This window comes from Alicyclobacillus acidocaldarius subsp. acidocaldarius Tc-4-1 (assembly GCF_000219875.1).
In the GTDB taxonomy this organism is placed as follows: domain Bacteria; phylum Bacillota; class Bacilli; order Alicyclobacillales; family Alicyclobacillaceae; genus Alicyclobacillus; species Alicyclobacillus acidocaldarius_A.
In genome coordinates, this window is sequence record NC_017167.1 from 2,227,511 (window position 1) to 2,253,365 (window position 25,855).

A 25,855-nucleotide genomic window follows, 5' to 3' on the forward strand; every position below is an offset into this window, starting at 1 on the left:
CCTCGCAAGCGCTTGCCTTGGGTCCAAATCCGACCCGGCACGCGCCAGTTTCACTTTGATCCTTCCACAGGGTACAATGATTTCAGGCGATCTCGCCCGACGGACGAAAGGAGATTCGCGTGATGAGCGACATTCAGTACGTGATCAGCGTCATTGTATACGAGGACGGGCACTGCGACGTCATGTGGGATTCCTCGGTGCCCATGGAACACTGCTATGAAGCGCTCAAGCAGGTCACCGATGATATGGCCGCCGCGCTGGGTCCTAAGCCCCCGGCTCCGCAGAACCAAAGGGCCAAGATCCTGCGTCTGAAATGACGTGACAGCGCCCTGCGCTCTCACGTCGCCTCATTCGAGGCGTAGAGGCTTTCAATCTCCTTGGCCTCATCGAAATCCTCAGAGGTCAGCCCGCCGGCGTGCCACGTCGTGAAACGCAGTGTCACGTACTTGTAGTCAATCGAAATGAACGGATGGTGGTTTCTGCGCTCTGCGATCTCCGCCACGCGATTGACGAATGCGATGGCGTCTGGAAAGGACGCAAACCCGAACCGCTTGCGGATGAACTGGTCTTCGCGCTGCCACCCCGGCAATTCCGCCAGTCTCTGCTCTATCTCATCATCCGACAACTTCACCTTCTCACCCCCGTTCCAGCCAATCCTTCTCCGTCCACAGGAACGCTTTCAGCAGCCCTATCACACTCACGGCATCCGTGATTTCACCGCGCAGGCACATGTGGACGGCATATTCCAATGGGATCCATACCATGGTCATTGTCTCCGTTGGCTCGCGATCCGCTTCTCCGATGGACAAATCTTTGGCGAGAAACAAATGGGTCTCCTGTGTCGAGATGCCTGCACTCAGGTGAGCGACCCCGAGCGGCGTCCACGTACGTGCGACGATGCCGGTTTCTTCGCGAAGTTCCCGAGCCGCGGCGGCCTCCGGACCTTCATCGCGAAACTGGCCGCTCGGAATCTGCCACAGAAACCTGTCAACCGGAAAAACGAATTCATGGAGCAGTGCGACGCGGGCCTGCTCATCCACCGCCACAACGCCCGCGTTGTGCCCAGCGTCCATCACGCCATACAGGCCAGGCTGCCCGTCGGGCCGAAGCACGTCGTACTCGATCACCCGGATCCAGGGATTTTGATACGCAATGCGCTCCGAAAGGATGGTCCACAGGTGTCGCTTCAACGGCGTGCCCCTCTCCCATGACAGGATCACAAGGATTCGAAAATCACTGAAAAGATTATAGCACACGTTGTCCCCGCGTGACGCTGAGCCTTCGCCGAAGGATGCGCGCAAAAACAAGACGCGGCCGCGAAAACCTCGCGAGCCGCGTCACAACAAGCTTTTTCACCTGGAGGCGCCGGCCGGATTCGAACCGGCGATGAAGGTTTTGCAGACCTCTGCCTTACCACTTGGCTACGGCGCCATGAGGCCGCGCAACCCGGACAGAGACTCGCCCCGTCCGGGTCTCGCAGCGAATGCCCTGGAGCGGAAGACGGGATTCGAACCCGCGGCCCTCGCCTTGGCAAGGCGATGCTCTACCCCTGAGCTACTTCCGCATGGCTGGTGGCTCGGGACGGAATCGAACCGCCGACACGAGGATTTTCAGTCCTCTGCTCTACCGACTGAGCTACCGAGCCGCCGTGCATCAGATGGTGGAGCCGATGGGACTCGAACCCACAACCCCTACGCTGCCAGCGTAGTGCTCTCCCCTTGAGCTACGGCCCCGCAACGCACGAGACTGATTATACAGCTTGTCGGGCCATCGCGCAAGTACAATTTCGCGTTTCCTTGGCACACATCCCAAATCTCTCGCGTTCTCCAGAACAAAAATTCCATAATATGTATTGTTTTGCTGACATTGGACATCCTAAGGTCGACAAGCCCAAGAAAAGGAGTGAACCCCATGAAACGTTGGTTCCTCACTGCAGCCGCGGCGGCCTGCCTCATATCGACCGGTTGGTGGCAAGCGCCCGCGCACGTCCTCGCTGCTCCGGCCGTGGAATCCGCCGAGCCGAACGCACCCGTCAACGGGCCCTCCCACCAATTCGAAATCCATTCCAGCGTTCAGGTCTCACGCGAGATCCTTCGAGAAGCATACCAGGCCAGCCACGACGCCTATACGAAGAAATTACAGAAATACGCCAAGTGCACCGAGGCTCAGGCGCGCAAGGCCGTGATGTCTGAACACCCAGGTTGCAAGATCGAGGACATCCAACTCCGCAACATCCGCACAAACTTGGTGTATATGGCCATTGCGCGCGATGACGAGGACAAATACCTGGTCATCGTGGACGCGGGCAACGGCAATATCCTGCTAGATCGACGCATTCCGACACACCACGAACGCGTGTTTGCAGGCGCACCGGTCCCGAGCAGGAACGAATAAACAGGCCATCTTTCCCGCCTTGCGCATGCGCGGGGGCGCCGGCGAGCCGGCGCCCCTTGTTGGCCGAGCGGCACTCCCTTGCGTTACAACGCGCGCACCTTCACATCATGCACCTGTATCTGGCCTACGCCGCGAGGAAGCTCTATTGCTTCAAGGCGCTTCGCGCCCAGGTACTTCGTGATATAGTCGCACGCCACATTTGGATCGATGCGATCCCCGCAGGTGTACACATCGATACTCGCGTAGCCATGCTCGGGGAAACTGTGAATGGTGAGATGCGACTCCGAAATGATGACGACGCCGCTGACGCCCTGCGGTGCAAACTTGTGGAACGCAACTTCGCGAACCTCCGCGCCCGCCTCCAAGGCCGCGGTCACCATGGCGCGCTCGATCCCGTGAACGTCGTTCAGACGCTCCGGATCACACTCCCAAAGCTCTGCAATGACGTGACGCCCCATCGTGTCCATGAAAAAGTCCCCCTTTACAAACAAATCGGCCATGCCGTTCTTGAGAAAAAGGCATGTGGAATCGCACTTACACCACGGGGGAAAGTTAGTCCTCAGAGGTCCTAACCCTTTAAGTGTAAGTCCTCTTCCATTTGCAGTTGACTGCACTCGCCATGGCGCACGTGGACATCATGCGCCGTCCGACAGGTCAACACTACGATGAGTAGTATACGGCCTCCCTAGACAATTTGCAATCAGGAATTGAATGCCTCACCAGGACAGTGGCAACGGGGTCGCCAGATCCCACACGAGACTGAGGCCACAGGCCAAGCTGCATATCCAAGCGAGCACTGTCCAAAACCGCGGATTCCGGAGCCATTTCGCAAATCCGTACGTCAGGGCCATTCCGGTCGCAAGCCCACCCAAGTGCGCCATCCACCCGATGGTCCCCAGGTTCATGATGTCGATCACGACATTGACCGCGAGCACCATCAGCAACTGGTTGCGGACATACGGCGGAAACATGCCCATCAAGGCGAGCGCGAGCATCGCCCCGAACAGGCCGAAGATGGCCCCCGACGCGCCCGCCGAGACCTGATCCGGTGAGATGGGCAACGTCAGCAAACTGCCGACCGCCCCTGAGATGACGTACAACGCAATGAATACAGGCGTCGACAGCGCCTGCTCCACCGCAAACAACGTCCACAGCGAGATCATATTCACGAGGATGTGCCAGAGGCTCACGTGGACAAACATCGTGCTCAGGACGCGAAACCACTGGCCGTGCTCCACGAGCGGCGGGTAGAGCGCGCCAGCGCGGAGAAGTCCAAATGTGGATTTGCCCGTGATGGTTTCCACGATGAGGTACCAGAACACAGTGACCAGCAAAAAGGTCCAGCCGGCAGGGGCGGGATCGCCATAAGGGGTCGGGGGTAAGAAGCGAACGCGCCACACGCGCCGCCGACGCCACATCATGCATTCACCTCGTCTATTCAAGAGTTCGCCGGAAGCTTCCAGCCGCTTCGCACCGCATCTTCCTCGAGAACGGTGTAACCCCGCTCGTACGCGACGATCATGCGCTCCGGCGTATACCTCGGCAGCACGAGCCGCTGAAACCGCTCCACGTAGACATCCCGCGCCTGAGTGTCCATGAGAAGTCGCCGCACCGCATCGGCAAGAGCCTGTACATCGCCAGGCGGCACAAGCACACCAGCCTCTCCATCAAGCAGCATGCGCCGAATCCCAGGAACATCCGATCCGATGTTCGCGGCCCCGTAATAGCCGGCCTCCAACACGGAGGTCGGAGCTCCTTCACTCTTCGAAGGCAACACGTGGATGTCGATGGCGCAATACACGTCGCGCACATCCTGCAGATGACCTAGAAAATGAACTCGGTGGCGGATACCACACGCCTCGGCTGCCGCTTCTAATCGGGTGCGATCTCGTCCGTCACCAGCGACGAGCAGGTGAACGTCCAAGTCCGAGAGACGCGCCAGGGCGGCGATGGCGACGTGGATCTGTTTCACAGGATCGAGCCGAGCCACGACGCCGATGAGTCTCGACTCTGGTTTCAGCCCCAACCGATTTCGCCACTCCGCTGCGCACACGTCGCGCGATGCCCTGGGGGGCCGTGGAAAAAACGCGTTGGGAACCTCGAGGATGGTCCGGCAGGGAAGCACGTCTCCGAGCGCGGGCTGAACCACAAACAGGCCCCGCGCGCGAGACAGACGCCACAGATGTAGGCTGGGAAACAAAGCGGCTTTGAAGGGGTGCCCCTCGAAGTCGTATCGAGGATGGCTGTGAATCGTAGCGGTCCAGATGACCCCCGCAGTCGATGCGGCGAACGATGCCAACATATTCATGCGCGGTCCGTGGGAATGGAGAATCCACGCGCGCTCGCGCCGGAGCACACGAGCCAAATCGCGTATGGCGCCAACCGTGCCTGCCACCGCCCCGTGCAACATCCCCAACTGCCGCAGTTCGTTCGCCAGCGGTCCGTCGCCCAGGCTGATCAAGCGGTAGCGGTAGTCGACCTGCGCGCCCTTGAGCGCCTTCGCCCAAGTCATGAGGTGCGTGGCAGCGCCTCCCACTTCGTTCCCCGCAAAAAATACGATCACGGTGCGCTCCGAAGCCAACCGAGTTCCTCCAAGTCTATCAACAGGGACGGTAACCCTGCATGGTATGTGACTGAATGTATCGGTCCAAATCCTCTTCGTCGAACCAGAACGGCCCTCGATACAGAAACACGTAATCGACCGGCGTGTGAACTCGCTCCGCCGTAAACGCGAGGATGTGATTCCTCCGAACCGTCACATCCGGCCAAACGTCCTCAAAACGCCGATTGATCCGATTGTACTGCTCCGGTGTCATGCACGGCAGAAGGCAAACAAACGCCTCATTTGGAAGTTCTAACACATCATAATTTTTCCGTCGTACTCGATGTTCAACCCCAAGCGCATCCGCAACCATCCTTATCAAGCACAACCTCGATGTCGCCTATCTTCACACTCTCTGCACTCAGTATACTGGACAGCCCAGATAGGTACAAACAGTGCGCAACTTATTCGTACCGCAGGGCGTCAATCGGATTGAGATTCGCGGCCTTCACGGCCGGATAGAGTCCACAGACGACGCCGATGGCGGCCGAGAAGACGAATGCCAACACGCCAATCGGCCAGGGCACGAAAGCCGGAATGCCAGTGAACGCGCGCAGGGCGGTGCTCACCGCAAGCCCAGTCGCAATGCCGGCGACACCTCCTAACGAGGTGATGGCCATAGACTCCACAAGAAACTGGAGCACGATGTCACGTTTCCTAGCACCGAGCGAGACGCGAATGCCGATCTCCTGCGTGCGTTCGGTGACCGACACCAGCATGATATTCATGACGCCAACCCCGCCCACGAGGAGCGCGATCCCCGCCACAGCGCCGATCACGGCCGTCAAGATGGTCGTCACCTTTGCGATCAAAGCCGCGACGCTCGCGACGAGCCCTGACGAGTCGACGAAGGCCGTCGGATCGCCCGCATGGATGTTGAGCGCAAGCACGATTCGTTTCGCCAGGCTCTGGACATTGACGCCGGGACTCACCACGACATCCATTTCAGACGCTGTCCAGTTGGGGAAAATATCTTGGCACGTGGTATCGGGGATGTACAGATTGTCGCTCCCCATCACCAACGAATAGAGGCTTGCCTGCTCCGGCTGCGCCACACCAACGACCTCGAGCGGCACGCCGGACAGGGTGATGATTGCACCAAGCGGATTTCCGCTCCCAAAAAGCTTATTCGCGAGCGACTCACTGATGACCGCAACGTTACGGTGAGACAGCACGTCCTCCGCAGTGAACATGTGACCGCGAACGACCATGAAACGGGCAAGGCGGTCCAAGTCCGCTGGACCTGCGAACAGCGTCACATTGTCCGACTTGTCTCCACTCTGCACCACGGCGGTGCCATAGAAGGTCTCATTCACGCTCTCCACGCCGGAGAAGGACGCGGCGATGGCGAGATCGGAGTCGTCGATGGAGAGCACCTGCCCTGGCTGCGGCAGGCCGGGCGCAACGAGTTCCCTCGGCACAATTTGAATGACGTTCTGCTGACTTCCGCTTGAGATGGCCCCAATGACCAGCGCTTTGCCTCCGTTGCCGATGGCGACAATGGCGAGGATGGAAGCCACGCCAATCCAGATGCCGAGCATCGTGAGGAATGCTCGCGTCTTATTGGCGGCAAGCGAAGCCAAGGCCATACGGAGCATCTCATCGAGGCTCATCCGGTACCTCCTCTCGGACGATCTCGCCATCGACCATGTGCAGGATGCGCTGGCCGGCGCGCGCAACGTGGGGATCGTGCGTGATGACCATGACGGTCCGCCCGGCCGCGTGCAAATCCCGGAGAATGCGGAGGATCTCAGCGCCCGTCTGCTGGTCGAGCGCGCCGGTGGGTTCATCGGCGAGCAGGACGGCCGGGTCGTTGGCGAGCGCGCGGGCAATGGCGACGCGCTGCCGCTGACCTCCCGACAGCTCATTGGGCAGATGATGGGCTCGATTGGCCATACCCACCATCTCGAGCAGTTCCATGGCGCGCGCTCGCCGCTCGGCGCGAGGAACGCCTGCGTAGACCATCGGAAGCTCCACGTTGCGCACCGCAGACATGCGCGGGATGAGGTGAAAATTCTGAAACACAAACCCGATGTTCTGATTGCGCAGGCGGGCGAGATCGTTCGAAGGCAGGCCAAGCACCGACGCACCGTTCAGCTCATAGTCGCCCGAGCTCGGCCGGTCCAAGAGCCCGAGGATGTGCATGAGCGTGGATTTGCCACTGCCCGAGGGACCCATGACCGCGACGAACTCGCCCCGCTGAACCTCGAGGTCGATGCCCTTCAGCACGGGAATGACCTGCTCGCCGACAGTGTACGACTTTGTCACGCCCACGAGGCGAATCATGATGTGCGCACTGCCTCTCCGTTCACGAGATTGTCTGGCGGATTGATCACGACCCGATTGCCAGGAGCGACTCCGGACAGCACCTGCACCGCCGTATCGCTCGTCATGCCGAGCTTCACTGGCACGAGATAGACGTGGCCGTTCCTCCACTCGTACACCGCATAGCCGGTACCGTTCTGCACGATGGCGCTGTAGGGCACCGTGGGCACGGGCGATGGCGAGCGGCTGAGGATCCGGCAGGTGAGTTGATATCCATATGGAACCGGAAACGATCCGCGCGGCTGCACAGTCACCTCCACGACCGGCGCCCCGCTTGACGAGAGCTCCGCGTACGGCGCGATGGACGTCACCGAGCCGGTAAACGTCTGATTGGGATATGCATCCGTTTGCATCGTGGCCGTCATGCCCACCTTGATTTGAGCTGCGTCGACTTCCGACAGATCCATGACGACGTCCTTTGCTGGGCTCGCCACCTCGACGACCGGCGTCTGATTCCCGTCCGCGTCCACGCCGTTCGGGTTTGCGATGAGCACGATGCCCGACATCGTCGCCGTGATGGTCAACTGGGCCTCGTTGGCCTCCGCCTGTGCGAGCTGACTTCTCGCTGACGCCACCGAAGCCTCGGCCGCGTTCAGCTGCGGAAGAAACAGCGCCTTGAGCGCCGTCGGCGCCTGGTTATATTGCGCCAGCACGCGCTGATACGCCGACTCGGCATCGGAGAGCGCCAATTCCGCGGCCTGCACGCTGGCTTCCGCGGAAGCCGTGCTCAACTGAATGAGCGGTTGCCCCGCTTGCACGCGCTGCCCCACGTGCACCAGCACGCGCTCGACAGGAGCCGACAGGTTGTCCAAATTGACGATCTGGCGGGCCACCGGGCGCACCGTGCCTGCCGCCAGGGTCACCCGCTCAATTCGCTGCAGCGACACAGGCGCCGTCTCGACCACAGGCAAGGCGTGTCGAGATTTCCACACGACAAGCGCCCCCACGAGAAGCGCCAGAAGGGCCAGCACGAAGCCGATCACGGCGCCGACACGTCGGCCTGTCCGCTTTTCCGACGAGATGGCCAACGACAACCCCTCCCCGACCAAGTCACGTATTAACATACCACACGGGCGCTTGAACGGACATCGAACGACATGGCCGGTTTGGGACTCGCATACACATGGGACAAACAGGTGAAGTGAGGTGCGGTTCTTGAAACCGAGATGGGTTTGTCGAATCGTCGGGTGGCTCTACGCCGCACTTGGCGCGGCAGGCACCTTGAGCCGGGACCTTGGCCTTTATTTTCGATTCACGCCCGTGGAGGCCTACCTGTACCTTGGGCTTGGCGTCTGGGCCATTTGGGCGGCGCGCCAACGCACTCGCACCAGCGTCCTGGCGCTTCTGGGCGTCGGGATGGTGTCCTTCGCGTGGGCCCTGTCGCCCTGGATAGGGCTCCCTGCCCCCGTTCTCCGCGCGTTGGGCTCTCAACAACCGCTTGACCTGCTGATCCGAGAATTGGTCGCTATCTGGGGCATCGGCACCGCGGTCAAGGCCGTGACAGACTGGCGCGCATCCCATCGATCCACTACCTCCTGACCCTTCGTGCACGTCGCTCATGGGACATACTACGGCGTGTGAACCGATGACACCAAGGAGGGACTGGGCATGAAAGTTCAGCAGATCATGACCACAGACGTCGCTTGCTGCTCGGCCACCGATTCCATCCAGAAGGCCGCCCAGGCGATGAAACGCGAAAACTGTGGTTCCATCCCTGTGTGCGAAAATCGACGCGTGGTCGGTATCGTGACGGATCGCGACATCGTGCTGAAGGCCGTGGCGCAGGGCAAATGCGACGCCCGAGTCGAGGACTGCATGACCAAAGCGGTTGTCACCGGGCGGCCTGACATGGACGCGCACGAAGCTGCCGATCTCATGGCGCAGCACCAGATCCGGCGCCTGCCCATCGTGGACGAGCGCGGCGACCTCTGCGGCATCCTGTCCATTGGCGATCTCGCCACCGTCGACATCCATGTGAACGAGGCGGGAGCGGCGCTCAGCAAAATTTCCGCACCCACCGAAGCCCAGAACAATATCGTCCACTGACGAACGACATCGGTTCGCCAACACCCCGCACCGGCGGGGTGTTGTTGTGTCCCTAGAACATGCGGAAGGCTGGGGTCACGACCCCAGCCTTCGCTCGCCGCCTTCCCGAGCCTCACGGCGAACCCGCGTCTCCCTGCGCCAAACGCTCCTGCGCATAACGGACAAGCCTTTTGGTTATATTGCCACCGATGGAACCGTTCTCGTACGATGAGACGAAGCCCCAGTACCCGTCCTCGGGGGGTGTGATGCCGAGTTCTCCGGCTATCTCGTACTTCATGTCCTGAAGCGCCCGCGACGCTTGCCCGAGCAACAGGCGATTGCTTTTCGCCATGATGCATCCCTCCCTGGCGGTAGCATGCCCCGGGAGAGCAGATTGCGCACTGCGAATTCGCGCCAGCGGGCGAAGGCGCTGGGACTGGTACACGGTCCGATATGGGCGGAATGCTGGCTCGAAAAAGCGTCAAACGGCGCACCCCAAAAAGAGGTGTGCCGCCGTCCGCCGAAGCCTTGCAACACCTGCTCAGCGCTCGCTGAGCGGGACAAACTTGCGATCCGTCGGTCCAACGTACTCGGCCCGCGGGCGGATGAGTCGATTGTTCTTATATTGCTCGAGCACGTGTGCCGTCCACCCCGAGATACGGCTGCACGCGAAGATGGGCGTATACAAGTGCGTCGGAATGCCGAGCGAATAGTAGAGCGACGCCGAATAGAAATCGACGTTCGCGTGCAGGCCCTTTACCTCGAGCATGTGCTTTTCAATGGCCTGGGACATCTCGAACCATTTCGTTTCGCCCTTCAACTCGCCCGCCTGTTTGCTGAGCTGGCGAAGGTGCGTCGCGCGCGGATCTTCCGTCCGATACACGCGATGGCCAAAGCCCATAATCTTCTTCTTCTGCGCGAGCGCCTCGTCAATCCAGGCGATGGCCTTGCTGGGTTCGCCAATTTCGAGCAGCATGCGCATCACCTGCTCGTTAGCGCCGCCGTGCAGAGGTCCCTTGAGCGTCCCAATGGCCGACGTGATAGCGGAATACATGTCCGACAGCGTGCCCGCCGTGACGCGCGCCGAGAACGTCGAAGCGTTCAATTCGTGATCTGCGTGCAGGATCAGTGCGGTATTGAAGGCCTTCTCCTCGAATTCGGAAGGCTTCGTGCCACGGAGGAGATAGAAGAAGTTCGCAGCGGCGCTCAGCGATGGATCCGGCTCCACGGGGTCCAGTCCTTGGCGAATGCGCTCGAACGAGGTGACGATGGTCGGAATCTTCGCGACGAGGCGGGCGGCTTTCCGGTAGTTCGCCTCTAGGCTCTCGTCGCCGTCATCCGGATCGTACAGACCGAGGAAGGAGACTGCCGTGCGAAGAACCGCCATCGCGTTCGCGTCCTTCGGAAGCCGTTTCAACAGGTCGAGCACGGGTTCAGCCAATGCCCGCTCACGGGCAAGTTCCTCGGTGAACGCTTTCAGTTGCGACTGATTCGGCAGATCGCCGTGCCACAGAAGGTACACGACTTCTTCAAACGACGCGCCGCCGTCGACGAGATCGTGGATATCATACCCGTAGTACAGAAGGCGACCCTGTTTCCCATCCAAGAAGCAGATTTCGGACGTGTTGGAGACCACGTCTTCCAGCCCGGCTTTGAATGTCGTTTCCGCTGCCATGAGCAGAACCTCCTCATCCCTCGCGATCTCGCCCGCATCCCCTGGGTCTCAGCGAGATCGCCCAATGCCGTATTTTGTACTCGGTCATTATACTACATCCGTCGGTGCGCTCAAAAACCGTCAAGTTTCGGCAAGACAAGGATACGCGGGCTGTCATGCCATGGCGGCCATCCAGCCCGCGACGGCGAGGAGCACGAGGCCCGTCAACCGCTCCGCCGGCAGATGCTCCAACCGTGAGGCGAGGAAGCGCCCCGCCTCGAGCCCAGCGACGGTGAGAAGAAAACTCACGGTGCCAAACACGACGCCGGCGAAGGCGAGCGGCGCGCGCATCATGCCTAGACTGAATCCGACGGTCAGGTTGTCGATGGACAGCGCGATAGCAAGTAGGATGATCTGCAGACCGCGGGCGCGCTCCACGGCGTCCATTTCGTCCTCGTCCTCCCGCCGCTTGAAGAGGCTGTAGAGACCGAGCAGGGCCAAGAGAGCGATGCCTACGATATGCGCGCTTCGGCCGAGCACGCTCGCCACCTCGCGACCCACCCAGATGCCCAGGACAGGCATCCACGCCTCGAAGATGGCAAAGAGGATAGCGACGCGCCACTGCGCGCGGCGGCTGAGCCCGGACGCGCCGAGTCCGACAGCGGCGAGTCCGTTGTCGAGGCCAATTCCGAGGCCGATAAGAAGCAGCTGAGTCAACACGCCGTCCCATCCTCTCCAGACCGCGTCCAGATACATCCCGTAGGCACATCGAAGTAGCGCAGTGCATCGCCCACGAACGACTGGGTGCCGACGAGGAGGACGAGATCGTCTCGGGACGCATCCGCGAGCGCTAGGCGGATAGCGTCCTCTGGATTCGCTTCGCGGGACGCGGCATACCCAAGCGCCGCCGCGAGCGATACCAGGTCTCGCGTGAAATGGAGCGCTGGGTTCGTGGTCTCGGTGAACAGGATGCGATGCGCGATGGGCCCGAGTTCTCGAAGGACGCCCTCAGCGTCCTTGTCGTCGGGCAGGGACAGGACAAGGTGAATGCGGCCCCCTCACTTCGCCGCGCGCGCCAGGCTTCGGCGAATCGGCGCACGTACGCCGCGCTCAGGCTGTGGATGGCGCCGTCGATCACGACGTCCGGCTCGCGCCGCACGAGCTGCAGCCGCCCCGTCAGCACGAGGCCGCGCAGATCTACGGCGATTTCCCTCGCCGACCGGCCGAGATCGCTCAACACCCGATGCGCCGCAGCGGCGGAAGCGGCAAGGTTGTCTGCGTACGGCACGAGGCGCTCGTCCACCTGGATGTCCGCGGTAAATCCGGGGCCGCGGACCTGCACGCGCAAACGGGCGTCGTCGAGGGACCACTCGAGGTCGTTGCCGACTTCGTGCACCTCGCCGCCCTTGGCCCGAAACGCCGTCAAAAAGGGCGCCATCACCTTGCGCGACAGCGGCGGCTGTAGACTCAACGACGCCCAGGCCGTGTGCTCCGTCAGAATGCCCATTTTGGCGATCACGACATCTTCCCAGGTCGGCCCCAGCCTGTCCAGGTGTTCGCCGAAGATGGGCGCGATGATGGCCCCGCGGTGCACCACCTGGTTGACGTCGTCGTGGCGCGCGCCGCGGCCGAGTTCGTACACGGCGGCCTCGACGCTCTGTTCCTCATACCATTTGGCGGCCATGACGGCCACGAGTCCAACGGGGCCGATATATTGATCCTCCGGCACGGGAAGCGCCGACGCAGCCGCACGGACCAACTCGCCGACGCGCACAAAGTCTTCTTCTGGAATCGGCACACCCTGTAGCCGAATTCGCTCGAGAAAGTCAATCAAGTGAGGGCTCGTGAAGAGTCCGACGCGCACGCCCACCTGCTGCAACATGGCAGCGGTGAGGATGGCGTGTGAGCCCTTTCCCTTGCTCCCGGTCACAGCGACGCTGTACACGCGCTCGTCCGGCCGACCCATCGCGTCCAGCAACTGCCTCGTCCACTCGGGATGCCGCACGTCGCGATCGAATCCCTGCCTGCGCTCGCGCGGTACGCGGCTATAGGAGGAAAAGATCCAGCGAATCATCTCGGTCACTTGCTCCGCCATTGGCGTCATGACATGAACGTCCCTCGCTCTCCGCGGGTAGTGTATCACAGGGCGAGGCGCGCGCAAACAGAGGCCGCCGGGCGGCGATACCCGGCGGCCGAGCGCAAGTCCTTTTTTACGCGTAGACGAACTGATACGGACGGCGCGAAGCCTCGTACGCGGCGATCTCGGCCTCGTATTGAAGCGTGATGCCGATGTCGTCGAGCCCATGGAGCAGCATGTGCCGCTTGTGCGGATCGATCTCGAAGGAAAAGGTCACGCCGTGATCGGTCGCGGCCGTCTGCTGCTCGAGATCCACCGTCATCCGCCGCCATTCGCCGCGCGCGTGCGACTCCGAGAGTTGTTTATATAGCTCGCGCGGAATGCGAATGGGCAGAAGCCCATTCTTGAAGCAGTTGTTGTAGAAGATGTCAGCGAACGACGGGGCGAGGATGACCCGAAACCCGTAGTCGCGCAGCGCCCATACCGCGTGTTCGCGAGAAGATCCGCAGCCGAAGTTGTCGTCGACGAGCAGGATGGTCGCGCCTTGGGCTTCCGGCCGATTCAGCTCGAAGTCGGGATTGGGCGATCCATCCGGCAGGTACCGCCAATCGAAAAACAGGAACTCGCCGAACCCATCGCGCTCGATCCGCTTGAGGAACTGCTTCGGGATAATTTGATCCGTATCCACGTTGACGCGGTTCATGCAGACCACGAGGCCTTCGTGCTTGACCAAGGGCTCCATCACGCCGTCACTCCTTCCGAGGTCAGCTCACGCACGTCGACGAAGTGCCCAGCGATGGCCGCGGCGGCCGCCATGGCCGGGCTGACAAGATGCGTGCGGGCTCCTTTGCCCTGCCGTCCTTCGAAGTTGCGGTTGGACGTCGATGCGCACCGCTCCCCAGCCGGGATGATGTCGGGATTCATGCCGAGGCACGCGCTGCAGCCAGGCTCGCGCCACTCGAAGCCCGCTTCGAGGAAGATCTCGTGCAACCCCTCGGCCTCCGCCTGCTGCTTCACCTGCTTCGATCCCGGCACCACCACCGCGCGCACGCCGTCCGCGACGCGCCGGCCTTTCACGATGCTCGCGGCCAAGCGCAGATCCTCGATGCGGGCGTTCGTGCACGAGCCGATGAACACGTGCTGAATGGGGATCTCGGAGATTTTGGTTCCCGGCTTCAGGTCCATGTACTCAAGCGCCTGACGGATGGCCAGCGCCTCCTCCTCGGACTTCGCGTCCTTCGGATCCGGCACGACGCCGCTGATGCCAACCCCCTGTCCCGGATTGGTGCCCCATGTCACCTGCGGCTCGAGGTCATTCACATCGAAGACCACGTCGACATCAAAGGCGGCGTCGGGATCGGACTTCAGTTCACGCCACGCGGCGACGCACGCCTCCCAATCCGCGCCCTTCGGCGCGTAGCGCCGGCCCTGGACGTAGGCGATGGTCGTCTCGTCCGGCGCCATCATGCCCGCACGGGCGCCGAACTCGATGGACATGTTGCAGATGGTCATCCGCTGCTCCATGCTGAGCTCTGGGATCAGGCCGCCGGCGTACTCCACGACGTGACCCGTGCCGAAATTCACACCGTATTTCGCAATCAGGCCGAGGATCACGTCCTTGGCGGTGACACCCGGTTGTAGCGAGCCATTCAGCTGAATGCGCATGGTCTTCGGTCGGCTCTGCCAGAGGCACTGCGTGGCGAGCACGTGCTCCACCTCACTCGTGCCGATGCCGAAGGCGAGCGCGCCGAACGCGCCGTGCGTCGACGTGTGGCTGTCGCCGCAGACAATCGTCTTCCCCGGCATGGTCAGGCCGAGCTCCGGTCCGATGACGTGTACGATGCCCTGGAAGGGACTGTCGAGCCCCGCCAATTGGACGCCGAAATCGCGGCAGTTCTGCTCAAGCGTTTCAATCTGCTTGCGCGCAATGGCGTCTCGGACATCTTTCGGATTCACCGTCGGCACGTTGTGATCCATGGTCGCAAACGTCAGCTCGGGCCGGCGAACCTTGCGCCCCGCGAAACGAAGTCCGGCAAACGCCTGAGGCGACGTCACCTCGTGGACGAGGTGCAGGTCAATGTAGAGAAGCGTCTGTCCATCCGGCAGTTCCTTGACCACGTGCGCGTCCCAGACTTTTTCGAACAGAGTCCTCCCCATCAACCGAGCCTCCTTTTCACGTCTTCGCAAACCATCGCACTGACTTCAGCGGTTTTGACAAACGCCTCGCCACTCTGGGCGAGATCGCGCGTTCGGATGCCGCGCTCGATCACGCCATGCACGGCCTGCTCGATGGCGTCCGCAGCCTCGGGAAAGTGCAGAGAATGGCGCATCATGAGCGCCACAGACAGAAACGTGGCCAGCGGATTGGCGAGGCCCTGACCCGCGATGTCCGGCGCCGAACCGTGCACGGGCTCGTACAGGCCAGGCCCCCCTTCGCCGAGGCTCGCGGAAGGCAACATGCCGATGGATCCCGTGATGACGGCCGCCTCGTCGCTCAAGATGTCCCCAAACATGTTCTCGGTCACGATCACGTCAAACGTCTTCGGCCTCGTGATGATCTGCATGGCGGCGTTGTCCACCAGCAAATGCTCGACCGAAACGCCTGGGTATTCGGGCGCAACCTCTTCCACCACCTCGCGCCACACGCGGCTCGATTCGAGCACATTCGCCTTATCGACCGACGTCACGCGCCCCCGCCGGCCTTTCGCGAGTTCAAAGGCCACCTTCACCACGCGGCGGATCTCGGCGCGCGTGTAGTGAAGCGTGTCCACCACCGCTTCGCCGCCATCGAGGCGGGCCTTCGGCTGGCCGAAATAAAGCCCACCCGTTAACTCCCGCACGATGATGAAATCCACGCCTTCGACAAGCTCCGGCTTGAGCGGCGAGGCCAGCAACAGCCCTGGCCAGGTCCGGATGGGCCGAAGATTCGCGTAGACCTCAAGCGCTTTGCGGATGCCGAGCAGCCCTGCCTCGGGGCGCTTGTCTCCAGGGAGATGATCCCATTTTGGCCCGCCTACCGCGCCGAGCAGCACAGCGTCTGCCGCGCGACAGAGCCGCACCGTCTCGTCTGGCAACGGCGAGCCGGTCTGGTCGAACGCAGCGCCGCCAATCAGGCCCTCTTCGAGGTTCCACGTCTCCCCCCGGCTCGCGGCGACGATCTGGATCAGCTTGACCGCCTCCGCCGTGACTTCTCGGCCGATGCCGTCACCGGGCAAGATTGCAATGTTCTTTGTCATGCCATCCGTCCCTTTCAGCTCGCATGTTGCAGAATGCGCAGGCGAGCGCACGCTGCGCCCGCCTGGTGTCGAAATGCCGCGCCATCACGCCCGGTCCGCAGTGGCCGGGACGCGATCGTCCCCCGGCCGCTTCGCCTTGATGAAGGGCATCATGCTGCGCAACTTGCGGCCCACCACCTCAATGGGATGCTCAAGCTCGCGCCGGTTGATGGCGTTGAACATCGGCCGATTGGCCTGGTTCTCGAGAATCCAGCTCTTGGCGAACGCGCCGCTTTGGATGTCAGCGAGAATGCGGCGCATCTCCTTCTTCGTCTCTTCCGTGATGATGCGCGGACCCGACGTGAAGTCGCCCCACTGCGCCGTGTCGGAGATGGAATACCGCATGTACTCCAAACCGCCTTCATAGATGAGATCCACGATGAGCTTCATCTCGTGCAGGCACTCGAAATACGCAATCTCCGGCTGGTAGCCGGCCTCCACCAGCGTCTCGAAGCCCGCCTTGATGAGCGCGGACAGCCCTCCGCAGAGAACCGCCTGCTCGCCGAACAGATCCGTTTCGGTCTCCTCGCGGAACGTGGTGGTGAGGATGCCCGCCCGCCCCGCGCCAATGCCGCGCGCATACGCGAGTGCGAGATCCTTCGCTTGGCCGCTCGCGTCCTGATGCACGGCGATGAGCGCTGGCACGCCGCCCCCCGCTTCGTACACGCGGCGCACGAGGTGTCCAGGCCCCTTTGGCGCCACCATGAACACGTCCACTTCCTTCGGCGGCTGGATCTGCGAGAAGTGAATGTTGAACCCGTGGGCAAACGCGAGCGCCTTGCCCGCCGTGAGATACGGGCGGATTTCCCGCTCATAGACGGCCGGCTGCCGCTCGTCCGGCAACAGGATCATGATCACGTCCGATTCTTCCACCGCCTCGCCGACCGCCATGACGCGGAATCCATCGGCCTCCGCTTTGGCCCAGGACGAACCTGGCCGAAGCCCAATCACGACGTCAAAACCACTGTCCCGGAGGTTTTGCGCGTGGGCGTGTCCTTGGGACCCGTAGCCGATGACAGCGATGCGCTTGTCCGCCAGGGGTTGAATCGAGATATCGGCGTCATAATAAATTTTCTCCATTTCATCCACTCCTCGCATATGTAGAGATTGCGGTTAGAGAATCCAGGTGGTTACAGGTGCGTCTCGGCGGGGCTTCACATCCCACCCCGCCGCCCATCTAGATGTGGAGGACCTGCGCCTCTCCGGCGCGCTTCGGGTCGGCCGAGGACGCCGCCTCGCGCGGCAGCGCCGTCAGCCCCGTGCGTGCCAATTCGCGAATGCCATACGGCCGGAGCAGGGCAATAAGCGCGTCGATTTTCTCCGCATCGCCCGTCACCTGCACCGTCACCGTCTCGCGCCCGACATCGACGATGTTCGCCCGGAACGGCTCGATGAGCGAATGGATAATCGCGCGCTCGGCGATGGGGCTCGACACCCGGATGAGCGCCAGCTCTCGCGCGACCATCGCCTGATCCGTGAGATCCGTCACCTTCAGCACGTCAATCTGTTTGTGAAGCTGCTTGATGACCTGCTCCAGCGCAGCCTCGTCCATGTCGCTCATGACAATCGTCATGCGCGAAATCTCCGGGTTTTCCGTGATGCAGACGGTGAGGCTCTGGATGTTAAATCCCTTGCGCATAAAGAGCGCCGTGATTCGGTTGAGTACGCCGGGTTTGTTGTGCACGAGCACGGACAGGACAGGCGTCATGGCCTCACCCCCACCATCTGGTGGATCCCGGTGCCCGGCGCGACCATCGGGTACACGTTCTCATTCGGATCCACCACGCACTCCAGGAGCCCTGGCCCCGGTTCGCGGAGAAACGCCTCAAGCGCTGCGGTCAGTTCCTCGTCCCGCTCCACGCGCGCCGAGGGAATGCGGTACGCCTCGCCCAGCTTCACGAAGTCAGGCTGCCATGGAAGCAGCGATTCCGAATACCGCTCGCCGTGAAACAGCTCCTGCCACTGCCTCACCATGCCGAGCGCGCTGTTGTTGACGATCACGACCTTGATGGGAAGCCGGTGCTCGCCAATCACGGCGAGTTCCTGCAGCGTCATCTGGAACCCCGCGTCGCCCAGGATAGCCACTACGAGCTTATCCGGCTGTCCAAAGTGGGCACCAATGGCCGCCGGCAAACCGAACCCCATGGTACCCAGTCCGCCCGATGTCACCCACCGATCCGGCTGATTCAGCGGGAAGAATTGCGCAGCCCACATCTGGTGCTGGCCGACGTCCGTCGTGACGACGACGTCCCCTTTCGTGATCCGCGCAATTTCCGCGATCAGCCGCTGCGGCTTGATGTGCTTCCCATCTTGCACCCACCAAAACGGAAGTTCCCTTTTCACCCGCAGCAACTCTTCGCGCCACGCCTCCGCGTCCGGCGGTGGAACATCGATGCTGAGCATCATGGACAGCGCCTCGCCGACGTCGCCCACCACCGGAATGTCGGTAGGCACGTTTTTGCCAATCTCGGCCGGATCGATGTCGATGTGCGCCACCACCGCGTGCGGCGCGAAGTGCTCCAACTTGCCGGTCAGGCGGTCATCAAACCGGGCGCCGAGATTGATGAGGAAGTCCGTCTCGTAGAGCGCTTTGTTGGCCGCCGCGCTTCCGTGCATCCCGCCCATGCCGAGGCACAGCGGATGAGACGCCGGAAAGCTGCCGAGGCCGAGCAGCGTCTGTACCACCGGAAGCTGATACTTTTCGACAAACGCCAGGAGCTTCTCGGTCGCCCTCGCATGCAGCACGCCGGCTCCCGCCAGCACCACGGGCCGCTTGGCGTGTTGCAGGCCGTGCATCAACTTCCGAATCTGCATGTGGTGAGGCACCACGGTCGGCTGATATCCAGGCAGCTGCGGCGGATCATCATACGCGAACCACGCCTCTTCCCCTGACACGTCCTTGGGAATATCGATCAGCACAGGCCCTTTACGGCCCGAGTTGGCGATGTGAAACGCCTCTTTGAAGACCTTCGGAATTTCCGACGCGTGCCGGATTTGATAGTTATGCTTGGTGATGGGCGTCGAGATGCCAATGATGGACGTCTCCTGAAACGCGTCGGTGCCAATCACGGTCTTTGCCACCTGACCCGTAATGGCGACGAGCGGAATGCTGTCCATCATCGCGTCGGCCAAGCCGGTGACGAGATTGGTGGCGCCTGGCCCACTTGTGGCAATCACGACGCCCGGCTTCCCCGTTACGCGAGCGTAGCCCTCCGCAGCGTGAATGGCCCCTTGCTCATGGCGCGTCAAGACGTGGCGAATGCCACATTGGTAGAGCGCGTCGTACAGCGGTAGCACCGCCCCACCGGGATACCCGAAGATGACCTCGACCTGCTCTCGGCGCAGCGCCTCTACGACCATGTCGGCACCTTTCATCCACATGGCTCCGCCTTCTCCCGAGCGCGTCAGCGTCTCGTCATCTGCCGGTTTTGACATTCCAGGCATCGCGTTTCCTCCTCTCCACAAGGGTTCTCATGCGTCCACCGTCAGTACTGCACCGGTGTTCGCCGACGTGACCAGCTTCTGATAACGAGCGAGGTAGCCCGTGAGCTTCTCTTTCGCGGGCGGCTGATAACGCGCCCTGCGCGCTGCCAGTTCCTCATCCGACACCCTCAGGGTGATGGTGCGGTTTGGAATGTCAATCTCAATCTCGTCTCCATCCTCGACGAGCGCAATCGGCCCCCCAACGCCCGCCTCAGGCGAGATATGGCCGACGCAAATCCCTCGCGTGGCCCCTGAGAATCGGCCATCCGTGATGAGGGCCACCTCGCGGCCGAGGCCCCGTCCCACGATGGACGACGTGGGCGCCAGCATCTCAGGCATCCCCGGCCCGCCCTTCGGCCCTTCGTAGCGAATGACCACAACGTGACCCGGTTGCACCTTGCCGCTGTTGATGCCCTCCATCGCCTCGTCCTGCGAATTGAAGCAGATAGCGCGGCCCACAAACCGCTGGATGTCGGGATCGACCGCACCGACTTTCAGCACCGCCCCGTCTGGCGCGAGATTGCCGAACAGGATGGACAGACCGCCTTCGCGGCTATACGGGTTCGAAGCCGGGCGGATGACGCGCTCGTCAAGGATCTTCGCGTCCTTGACTTGCTCGTACAGCGTCTTGCCCGTCACCGTGATGCGATCCGGGTGAACCACGTCCGTGTGTTCGCACAACTCCCGGATGATGGCCGAGACGCCGCCAGCGCGGTGCACGTCCTGGATGCTGTACTCGGACGCAGGGCTGATCTTTGCGAGATACGGAACTTTTTTGGCAATTTCGTTGATATCGCTCAGGGAATAGTCGATGCCCGCCTCGTGTGCAATGGCCATCAGGTGCAGGACGGTATTCGTCGATCCGCCCATGGCCATATCCAGCGCGAACGCGTCATCAATGGCTTCGCGGGTGATGATGTCGCGCGGCCGAATGTCCTGCTCCACCATGCGGATGAGGTGTTTGGCGGCCTCATAGATGAGCTCGTGCCGCTCCTTGGACGTGGCGACCAGCGTGCCGTTGCCGGGGAGTGCGATGCCCAACATCTCCATGATGCAGTTCATAGAGTTGGCGGTGAACATGCCGGAACACGAGCCACACGTGGGACAGGCATTGCGCTCCAGATCCAGCAGATCGTCTTCGGAAATCTGGCCGCTCATGTACTGGCCCACGCCTTCGAAGACGGAACTGAGGGAAAGCGGACGACCCGTGCGGGATCTGCCCGCTTCCATCGGACCGCCGGACACGAACACCGCCGGCACGTTGCAGCGCACGGCCGCCATGAGCATGCCAGGCGTGATCTTGTCGCAGTTGGGGATGAAAAAGACGCCGTCAAACCAGTGGGCGTTGATCATCGTCTCGGCCGAATCGGCGATGAGCTCACGGCTCGCGAGCGAATACCGCATGCCGATGTGCCCCATCGCAATCCCGTCGTCCACCCCGATGGTGTTGAACTCAAACGGAACGCCGCCGGCCTGGCGGATGGCATCTTTCACGACCTCCGCGAATTCACGGAGATGAACGTGGCCCGGAACGATGTCGACGTACGAGTTGCACACACCGATAAACGGTTTGGACAGATCCCTGGGTTTAACGCCCGTGGCATACAGCAAGGCCCTGTGTGGCGCCCGGTCCACACCCTTCTTGATCATGTCGCTTCTCATAGATTTGCCACTCCTCGCAAAACCTTGTCTATCTCTTTTTTCGCGTCTCTACGTCGCTTAGACCGATCTCGACTCCATCTTCCGTGCCATCGCGTTCAGCGCATCAACCACGTCGCCAAGAGTGAACCTCGCGCGGAAGCGCTGGGTTCAGACGTGGGCTGCTTCAATTCGCACACCGTCCGTGCGTACAATTTCCTGGAACGCCGCATGCACCCGCTTCGTCACCGGCCCCGGAACGCCTTGACCAACGGCGCGGCGGTCCACCTCGACCACCGGGACAATCTCCGCCGCTGTCCCTGTGAGAAACACCTCGTCCGCCACGTACACGTCGTGCTGGGTGAACGGCTCTTGCCGCACCTCAAGGCCGAGTGAAGGGGCCAAATCCATCACCGCTTGGCGCGTGATGCCCTCGAGCGCCCCGAGATAGGCCGGAGGAGTAATGAGAACGCCATCGCGCACGATGAAGATGTTCTCGCCGGAACCCTCTACCACATAGCCCTCGTTGTTGAGGACAATCGCTTCATTGGCACCCGCATGAATCGCTTCCATTTTAATGAGTATATTGTTGAGATAGTTGAGTGACTTGATCTTCGGATTGAGCATGTCGCCCCGCGTGCGCCGCGTGGCAGCCGTGATGGCGCGGATGCCCTGCTCGTACAGCGCCTTCGGAAACATCGAGAGCTGTTCCGCGATGATGAACACGCGGGCCTTCGCGCAGTTGTATGGATTCAGCCCCAGGTCCCCGCTGCCGCGCGTGACCACGAGACGGATGTACGCCGAAGACAGATGATTGCGCCGAACGGTCTCGCATACGAGCTCTGTCAATTCGTCCTGCGTATACGGAATCTCGAGAAGAATAGACTTGGCCGAACGATAAAGTCGTTCGATGTGCGGTTTGAGGCGGAATACATTTCCGTCATATGCGCGGATTCCTTCGAAGACGCCATCGCCGTAAAGGAGGCCGTGATCGAACACCGACACGCTGGCTGCGTCGCTGGAGATAAAATCGCCGTCGAGAAAAACCTGTGATGCCACGTCCAACGCCCCTCTCTCGCCCCATCGGCGAGTTTCTCTCTCGCGTGTCCTCGTCGGTTGGCAAAGATCGATTGACGAAATATTCCGTCAAAATGAGACCGCCAACTCAAGTGCCTGAAGCACTCGAATTGTCACGCGAATTGGATGACTTGCTCGTCATTGTAGTACGCTCGGCCCCGGCTGTCAATTGCCGAACGCCTCTCCAAATGAATGAAACCGCTTGCACATCGATTTTGAAAAGGCTTGATTGTTCCCAGCCCGGTGGAGGAAAAAGCGGGTGTCCAAGCACCCGCTCACTCGTTGACCGGCTCGACCGGCATGACTGCTTCCACCGCGATATTCGGCATCGAACGAAGCCGTGTGGCCACCTCGTGCGCAAGCTTACCCGGGATCTCGTGGGACACGATGACAATCTCGGCCTGTCCGCCCGCCACACGCTTCTGCAAGACCGTCTCCATGCTCACCCGCAGTTCCCCAAACAGGTGCGCCACTTGCGCAAAGACGCCGGGCTGATCGGCTGCCATGAGCCGGAAGTAGAACTTGTAGAGATCGTCCTCGAAGTCGACCACCGGCTTGCGGCTTCCCGCGAGCGCGTACGGCCAACTCGTCACGACGCCCAGTTTGAGGTTGCGCACGAGCGCGATGATATCGCCGACCACGGCGCTCGCCGTGGGCATTCGACCGGCGCCGCGGCCGAAAAACATGAGATCTCCCGCGGCGTCCCCGCGAACGAACAGGGCGTTGAAGGCGTCCGAGACGTGAGCCAGAGGATGGCTCTTGGGAATGAGCGTCGGACGCACGGACAACGACAGCCGTCCATTGCGATCCCGACCGTCGGCCAGCAGCTTGATGACATATCCGGCCTCATCCGCATATCGCACGTCGCTGGCCGTCACATGTCGAATTCCTTCGACGCGGACGTCCGACAAATGCACCTCGGTGTGAAACGCAATGGAAGCCAGAATGACGAGCTTTCGCGCGGCGTCGAGGCCGTCGACGTCGCTCGACGGATCCGCCTCTGCGTAGCCCAGCTCCTGCGCGAGGGCCAGCGCCTCGTCGAAGTCAAGACCCTCTTCCGTCATCTTGGACAAAATGAAATTGGTGGTTCCATTGATGATGCCTTTGAGATCCGTGACCTCGTTTGCGGTGAGGTTCTCCTGCAGCGGCCCCAGGAGGGGTATGGCGCCGCCCACCGACGCCTCAAACAGAATGCTGACCCCATTCGCCGCGGCTGTCTGGAGAATCTCCGGGCCGTGAAGCGCGATGAGATCCTTGTTCGCCGTGACGACATGCTTTTTGCGCGCCAAAGCCTCAAGAATGTAGGTGCGCGCAGGCTCAATACCTCCGATGGTCTCCACGACAATTTGGATGTCGGGATCACCCAGGATGTCCTCGGCGGACGTCGTGAGTTGTTCGTGTTCAAAGTGCACGCCGCGGTCCTTATGAAGATCGCGCACGAGGATCTTCTGAATCACAGGGCGCAAACCGGTCATGTTGGCGACGCGGTCCGCCCTTCTGCGCACCAGCGATACCACGCCTGCGCCTACGGTGCCACATCCCAAGAGGCCGATGGGTATCTGCATCTGCCACGCATCCTCCCTGACTCTGTCGCCGGTGCCCCCAGAGGAGCCTCGCCTGACGTTTCTGGACATTTTGCTCCTTTATACCGTCTCTCTCGACGACGTGTCAAGCAGGCATATGTTCCAAAATGTCGGAAAGGGTCGGAAGGGCGTCGATGGCGCCACGGCGAGAGGCCGTCAGTGCGCCCGCGACATTGGCAAAATGAAGCGCGGAAAGCCAGAACGCATCGTCCTGGAGGCGCTTTCGGACCGCCTCGGGATCCGCGTCGTTTGTCATTTGGTAGAGGAGAGCACCAAAGAACGCGTCGCCCGCGGCGGTCGTGTCCACGGCCTGGACGGGAATGGAAGGGATATGGCGGCATTCGCCTTGGATGACCGCGAGGGACCCGGCCCGGCCGAGGGTACCCAAGAACCGCGTTCCGGGAAACGCGTGGGTCAACTCAAGGAGAGCTTCTTCCGGGTTGTGTCGTCCGGTGAGCAAGCGCAGTTCTTCCTCTGAGCATTTCACCACATCCGCGAGGCCAATGACGCGGAGCGACTGCTCCACCGCTTCGCGAGGGTCCGGCCACAGGGCAGGACGGTAATTCACATCGAAGGTCACCACGCGATGGGAATGGCGGGCGAGATCGAGCGCATGGTGGGCAGCGGAACGGGCAGGTTCGTCAGAAAGCGCGAGCGATCCGAGGTGCACCAATTTCGTCTGCTCGAACCACTCGGACTGCAGATGTTCGGGCCGAAGCTTAGTGTCTGCGCCTGGATGGCGATCGAACGAAAACGAGCGCTCGCCGTCTGGTGCGATGTGAACAAACGCCAGCGTAGTCCGGGTCCCAACGCGTACCACGCCACTGTCGTCGATGCCGACGGCCTTGAGCACGCGGCAAACGAAGTCGCCGAACGCATCGTCTCCCACGCCTGCCACCATTCTGCATCGACCACCGAGCTTCGCCACGGCCGCGAGCACGTTCGCGGGCGCGCCGCCTGCCGAGCCGAACATCTGCGGTACGTCTGTCGACGTCACCACGCTAAAGTCAATCAACACTTCACCAATGGCCAATACGTCGTACATCACGGGCCCTCCATCGCCTTCATGGATATAGACAGGGCCAACTTAGCCTTTGACCGCGCCCTGCGTCAACCCCGAGACAATCCAGCGGCGGAAGATGACCACGAGAATGACGATGGGAACAATCGACACGACGGAACCCGCGAAGATGGTGCCGTACGGAACCGTGTACTGCCCGCTGAATAGCGCAATCCCAACCGGAATGGTGCGCATAGTGTTGTCAGGGTTGAACACGAGCGCCATGAAAAACTCCGTCCAGCAGGCGACGAACGTGAACACCGCTGCCGTAAAGAGCCCCGGCGTGGTGAGCGGCAGGAAGATGCGCCAATACGACATGAACACCGATGCTCCGTCCATCTTGGCCGCTTCAAACAAGGCGCCTGGCACCTGCAGAAAGTAGTTGCGGAGAATCCAAATGGCGAATGGCAAGTTGAACGCTGTGTAGGGGATGACGAGCGCCTGATAGGAATCGAGCCATCCCACGTCTCGCAACAACATGTACAGCGGCGTAATGACGACGAGCGGAGGAAATACTGAGATGATGAGCAGAAAGATGAGCATCGGCTGCTTCCCTTTCATGGGAAGCCGAGCAATGGCAAAGCCCGCCATGGATCCGAACAGAAGCACGAAGAACGTCGATGTGATGGAGACAATCACGCTGTTCAGGATGTACCGTCCAA

Annotated in this window: 28 protein-coding genes and 4 tRNA genes; 4 read left to right on the forward strand and 28 right to left on the reverse strand. The window is 61.5% G+C overall.

Features of this window, described 5'->3' with window-relative positions:
• The first annotated feature begins 122 nt into the window (after window positions 1-122).
• Window positions 123-317: a hypothetical protein gene (locus tag TC41_RS10730; RefSeq protein WP_041695355.1), complete on the forward strand. Its 195-nt coding sequence runs from the start codon at window positions 123-125 to the stop codon at window positions 315-317.
• A 20-nt stretch (window positions 318-337) separates the two neighbouring features.
• On the opposite strand, the gene TC41_RS10735 is transcribed toward TC41_RS10730, so the two are convergent.
• The 6 genes from TC41_RS10735 to TC41_RS10760 all read right to left on the reverse strand — a co-directional run bounded on the left by TC41_RS10735 (window position 338) and on the right by TC41_RS10760 (window position 1,733).
• Window positions 338-631, reverse strand: coding sequence for a 4a-hydroxytetrahydrobiopterin dehydratase (locus tag TC41_RS10735; protein ID WP_014465076.1), 294 nt, complete (start codon window positions 629-631; stop codon window positions 338-340).
• 4 nt (window positions 632-635) lie between these two features.
• Window positions 636-1,190, reverse strand: a complete 555-nt coding sequence (locus TC41_RS10740; RefSeq protein ID WP_041695859.1) for an NUDIX domain-containing protein — start codon at window positions 1,188-1,190, stop codon at window positions 636-638.
• A 167-nt stretch (window positions 1,191-1,357) separates the two neighbouring features.
• Window positions 1,358-1,431 (reverse strand) — tRNA-Cys (locus TC41_RS10745).
• A gap of 58 nt (window positions 1,432-1,489) precedes the next feature.
• A tRNA-Gly gene (locus TC41_RS10750) sits at window positions 1,490-1,564 on the reverse strand.
• A gap of 5 nt (window positions 1,565-1,569) precedes the next feature.
• Window positions 1,570-1,645 (reverse strand) — tRNA-Phe (locus TC41_RS10755).
• A gap of 13 nt (window positions 1,646-1,658) precedes the next feature.
• Window positions 1,659-1,733 (reverse strand) — tRNA-Ala (locus tag TC41_RS10760).
• A 178-nt stretch (window positions 1,734-1,911) separates the two neighbouring features.
• On the opposite strand from TC41_RS10760, the gene TC41_RS10765 reads away from it, so the two are divergent.
• Entirely contained in the window at window positions 1,912-2,394 is a 483-nt protein-coding gene (locus TC41_RS10765) for a PepSY domain-containing protein (RefSeq protein WP_041695356.1), read from the forward strand.
• Window positions 2,395-2,477: 83 nt separating this feature from the next.
• Here the strand turns inward: TC41_RS10765 and speD are convergent, their stop codons facing one another.
• The 7 genes from speD to TC41_RS10800 all read right to left on the reverse strand — a co-directional run bounded on the left by speD (window position 2,478) and on the right by TC41_RS10800 (window position 8,349).
• On the reverse strand, window positions 2,478-2,861 hold the full coding sequence (gene speD / locus TC41_RS10770) for an adenosylmethionine decarboxylase (RefSeq protein WP_041695357.1): 384 nt from the start codon (window positions 2,859-2,861) through the stop codon (window positions 2,478-2,480).
• 249 nt (window positions 2,862-3,110) lie between these two features.
• Entirely contained in the window at window positions 3,111-3,815 is a 705-nt protein-coding gene (locus tag TC41_RS10775) for a rhomboid family intramembrane serine protease (RefSeq protein WP_041695358.1), read from the reverse strand.
• 17 nt (window positions 3,816-3,832) lie between these two features.
• Window positions 3,833-4,975, reverse strand: coding sequence for a glycosyltransferase (locus TC41_RS10780; protein ID WP_014465081.1), 1,143 nt, complete (start codon window positions 4,973-4,975; stop codon window positions 3,833-3,835).
• 19 nt (window positions 4,976-4,994) lie between these two features.
• A complete protein-coding gene (locus tag TC41_RS10785; protein WP_237699915.1) occupies window positions 4,995-5,210 on the reverse strand; it encodes a hypothetical protein in 216 nt (71 codons plus the stop codon).
• A gap of 190 nt (window positions 5,211-5,400) precedes the next feature.
• A complete protein-coding gene (locus tag TC41_RS10790) occupies window positions 5,401-6,609 on the reverse strand; it encodes an ABC transporter permease (protein WP_041695359.1) in 1,209 nt (402 codons plus the stop codon).
• Entirely contained in the window at window positions 6,596-7,282 is a 687-nt protein-coding gene (locus tag TC41_RS10795; RefSeq protein WP_014465084.1) for an ABC transporter ATP-binding protein, read from the reverse strand. The genes TC41_RS10790 and TC41_RS10795 overlap by 14 nt, the downstream gene beginning before the upstream one ends.
• Entirely contained in the window at window positions 7,279-8,349 is a 1,071-nt protein-coding gene (locus TC41_RS10800) for an efflux RND transporter periplasmic adaptor subunit (protein WP_014465085.1), read from the reverse strand. Before TC41_RS10800 ends, TC41_RS10795 begins: the two co-directional genes overlap by 4 nt.
• Window positions 8,350-8,467: 118 nt before the next feature.
• Between TC41_RS10800 and TC41_RS10805 the strand changes: the two genes are divergently transcribed.
• Complete coding sequence (locus TC41_RS10805; RefSeq protein ID WP_014465086.1) at window positions 8,468-8,860, forward strand: hypothetical protein; 393 nt, start codon at window positions 8,468-8,470, stop codon at window positions 8,858-8,860.
• A gap of 69 nt (window positions 8,861-8,929) precedes the next feature.
• Entirely contained in the window at window positions 8,930-9,367 is a 438-nt protein-coding gene (locus TC41_RS10810) for a CBS domain-containing protein (protein ID WP_008340229.1), read from the forward strand.
• 112 nt (window positions 9,368-9,479) lie between these two features.
• Here the strand turns inward: TC41_RS10810 and TC41_RS10815 are convergent, their stop codons facing one another.
• The 15 genes from TC41_RS10815 to TC41_RS10885 form a co-directional block, all read right to left on the reverse strand.
• Window positions 9,480-9,698, reverse strand: a complete 219-nt coding sequence (locus TC41_RS10815) for an alpha/beta-type small acid-soluble spore protein (protein WP_014465087.1) — start codon at window positions 9,696-9,698, stop codon at window positions 9,480-9,482.
• Window positions 9,699-9,887: 189 nt separating this feature from the next.
• Window positions 9,888-11,021 (reverse strand): citrate synthase, encoded by a 1,134-nt coding sequence (locus TC41_RS10820; RefSeq protein ID WP_014465088.1) that lies wholly within the window; start codon window positions 11,019-11,021, stop codon window positions 9,888-9,890.
• A 153-nt stretch (window positions 11,022-11,174) separates the two neighbouring features.
• Complete coding sequence (locus tag TC41_RS10825) at window positions 11,175-11,720, reverse strand: manganese efflux pump MntP (protein ID WP_041695361.1); 546 nt, start codon at window positions 11,718-11,720, stop codon at window positions 11,175-11,177.
• A gap of 130 nt (window positions 11,721-11,850) precedes the next feature.
• Window positions 11,851-13,104, reverse strand: coding sequence for a bifunctional folylpolyglutamate synthase/dihydrofolate synthase (locus TC41_RS10830; protein ID WP_237699916.1), 1,254 nt, complete (start codon window positions 13,102-13,104; stop codon window positions 11,851-11,853).
• A 106-nt stretch (window positions 13,105-13,210) separates the two neighbouring features.
• Window positions 13,211-13,819 (reverse strand): 3-isopropylmalate dehydratase small subunit, encoded by a 609-nt coding sequence (leuD, locus tag TC41_RS10835; RefSeq protein WP_014465091.1) that lies wholly within the window; start codon window positions 13,817-13,819, stop codon window positions 13,211-13,213.
• Complete coding sequence (leuC, locus tag TC41_RS10840) at window positions 13,819-15,234, reverse strand: 3-isopropylmalate dehydratase large subunit (RefSeq protein ID WP_014465092.1); 1,416 nt, start codon at window positions 15,232-15,234, stop codon at window positions 13,819-13,821. The genes leuD and leuC overlap by 1 nt, the downstream gene beginning before the upstream one ends.
• Window positions 15,234-16,313, reverse strand: a complete 1,080-nt coding sequence (leuB, locus tag TC41_RS10845) for a 3-isopropylmalate dehydrogenase (RefSeq protein ID WP_014465093.1) — start codon at window positions 16,311-16,313, stop codon at window positions 15,234-15,236. Before leuB ends, leuC begins: the two co-directional genes overlap by 1 nt.
• A gap of 84 nt (window positions 16,314-16,397) precedes the next feature.
• The gene (ilvC, locus tag TC41_RS10850; RefSeq protein ID WP_041695362.1) at window positions 16,398-17,432 is read right to left on the reverse strand and encodes a ketol-acid reductoisomerase; all 1,035 of its coding nucleotides are present in this window, start codon (window positions 17,430-17,432) and stop codon (window positions 16,398-16,400) included.
• A gap of 97 nt (window positions 17,433-17,529) precedes the next feature.
• Entirely contained in the window at window positions 17,530-18,060 is a 531-nt protein-coding gene (ilvN, locus tag TC41_RS10855; RefSeq protein ID WP_014465095.1) for an acetolactate synthase small subunit, read from the reverse strand.
• A complete protein-coding gene (gene ilvB, locus TC41_RS10860; RefSeq protein ID WP_014465096.1) occupies window positions 18,057-19,787 on the reverse strand; it encodes a biosynthetic-type acetolactate synthase large subunit in 1,731 nt (576 codons plus the stop codon). Before ilvB ends, ilvN begins: the two co-directional genes overlap by 4 nt.
• Window positions 19,788-19,823: 36 nt before the next feature.
• Entirely contained in the window at window positions 19,824-21,497 is a 1,674-nt protein-coding gene (ilvD, locus tag TC41_RS10865; RefSeq protein WP_014465097.1) for a dihydroxy-acid dehydratase, read from the reverse strand.
• Between the two features lie 147 nt (window positions 21,498-21,644).
• Window positions 21,645-22,532: a branched-chain-amino-acid transaminase gene (ilvE, locus tag TC41_RS10870; RefSeq protein WP_014465098.1), complete on the reverse strand. Its 888-nt coding sequence runs from the start codon at window positions 22,530-22,532 to the stop codon at window positions 21,645-21,647.
• A gap of 293 nt (window positions 22,533-22,825) precedes the next feature.
• Window positions 22,826-24,115, reverse strand: coding sequence for a homoserine dehydrogenase (locus TC41_RS10875; RefSeq protein ID WP_012811495.1), 1,290 nt, complete (start codon window positions 24,113-24,115; stop codon window positions 22,826-22,828).
• Between the two features lie 103 nt (window positions 24,116-24,218).
• On the reverse strand, window positions 24,219-25,178 hold the full coding sequence (locus tag TC41_RS10880; protein ID WP_014465099.1) for a carbohydrate kinase family protein: 960 nt from the start codon (window positions 25,176-25,178) through the stop codon (window positions 24,219-24,221).
• 42 nt (window positions 25,179-25,220) lie between these two features.
• Window positions 25,221-25,832, reverse strand: coding sequence for a carbohydrate ABC transporter permease (locus TC41_RS10885; RefSeq protein ID WP_014465100.1), 612 nt, complete (start codon window positions 25,830-25,832; stop codon window positions 25,221-25,223).
• Window positions 25,833-25,855: the final 23 nt, after the last annotated feature.

Bases quoted from the DNA above. Each gene is read 5' to 3' on its own strand.
- TC41_RS10730 (WP_041695355.1), top strand. From the start codon at position 123: ATGAGCGACATTCAGTACGTGATCAGCGTCATTGTATACGAGGACGGG.
- TC41_RS10765 (WP_041695356.1), top strand. From the start codon at position 1,912: ATGAAACGTTGGTTCCTCACTGCAGCCGCGGCGGCCTGCCTCATATCG.
- speD (WP_041695357.1), bottom strand. From the start codon at position 2,861: ATGGACACGATGGGGCGTCACGTCATTGCAGAGCTTTGGGAGTGTGAT.
- TC41_RS10775 (WP_041695358.1), bottom strand. From the start codon at position 3,815: ATGATGTGGCGTCGGCGGCGCGTGTGGCGCGTTCGCTTCTTACCCCCG.
- TC41_RS10785 (WP_237699915.1), bottom strand. From the start codon at position 5,210: ATGACACCGGAGCAGTACAATCGGATCAATCGGCGTTTTGAGGACGTT.
- TC41_RS10790 (WP_041695359.1), bottom strand. From the start codon at position 6,609: ATGAGCCTCGATGAGATGCTCCGTATGGCCTTGGCTTCGCTTGCCGCC.
- TC41_RS10795 (WP_014465084.1), bottom strand. From the start codon at position 7,282: ATGATTCGCCTCGTGGGCGTGACAAAGTCGTACACTGTCGGCGAGCAG.
- TC41_RS10810 (WP_008340229.1), top strand. From the start codon at position 8,930: ATGAAAGTTCAGCAGATCATGACCACAGACGTCGCTTGCTGCTCGGCC.
- TC41_RS10815 (WP_014465087.1), bottom strand. From the start codon at position 9,698: ATGGCGAAAAGCAATCGCCTGTTGCTCGGGCAAGCGTCGCGGGCGCTT.
- TC41_RS10820 (WP_014465088.1), bottom strand. From the start codon at position 11,021: ATGGCAGCGGAAACGACATTCAAAGCCGGGCTGGAAGACGTGGTCTCC.
- TC41_RS10830 (WP_237699916.1), bottom strand. From the start codon at position 13,104: ATGACGCCAATGGCGGAGCAAGTGACCGAGATGATTCGCTGGATCTTT.
- leuD (WP_014465091.1), bottom strand. From the start codon at position 13,819: ATGGAGCCCTTGGTCAAGCACGAAGGCCTCGTGGTCTGCATGAACCGC.
- leuC (WP_014465092.1), bottom strand. From the start codon at position 15,234: ATGGGGAGGACTCTGTTCGAAAAAGTCTGGGACGCGCACGTGGTCAAG.
- leuB (WP_014465093.1), bottom strand. From the start codon at position 16,313: ATGACAAAGAACATTGCAATCTTGCCCGGTGACGGCATCGGCCGAGAA.
- ilvC (WP_041695362.1), bottom strand. From the start codon at position 17,432: ATGGAGAAAATTTATTATGACGCCGATATCTCGATTCAACCCCTGGCG.
- ilvN (WP_014465095.1), bottom strand. From the start codon at position 18,060: ATGACGCCTGTCCTGTCCGTGCTCGTGCACAACAAACCCGGCGTACTC.
- ilvB (WP_014465096.1), bottom strand. From the start codon at position 19,787: ATGTCAAAACCGGCAGATGACGAGACGCTGACGCGCTCGGGAGAAGGC.
- ilvD (WP_014465097.1), bottom strand. From the start codon at position 21,497: ATGAGAAGCGACATGATCAAGAAGGGTGTGGACCGGGCGCCACACAGG.
- TC41_RS10875 (WP_012811495.1), bottom strand. From the start codon at position 24,115: ATGCAGATACCCATCGGCCTCTTGGGATGTGGCACCGTAGGCGCAGGC.
- TC41_RS10880 (WP_014465099.1), bottom strand. From the start codon at position 25,178: ATGTACGACGTATTGGCCATTGGTGAAGTGTTGATTGACTTTAGCGTG.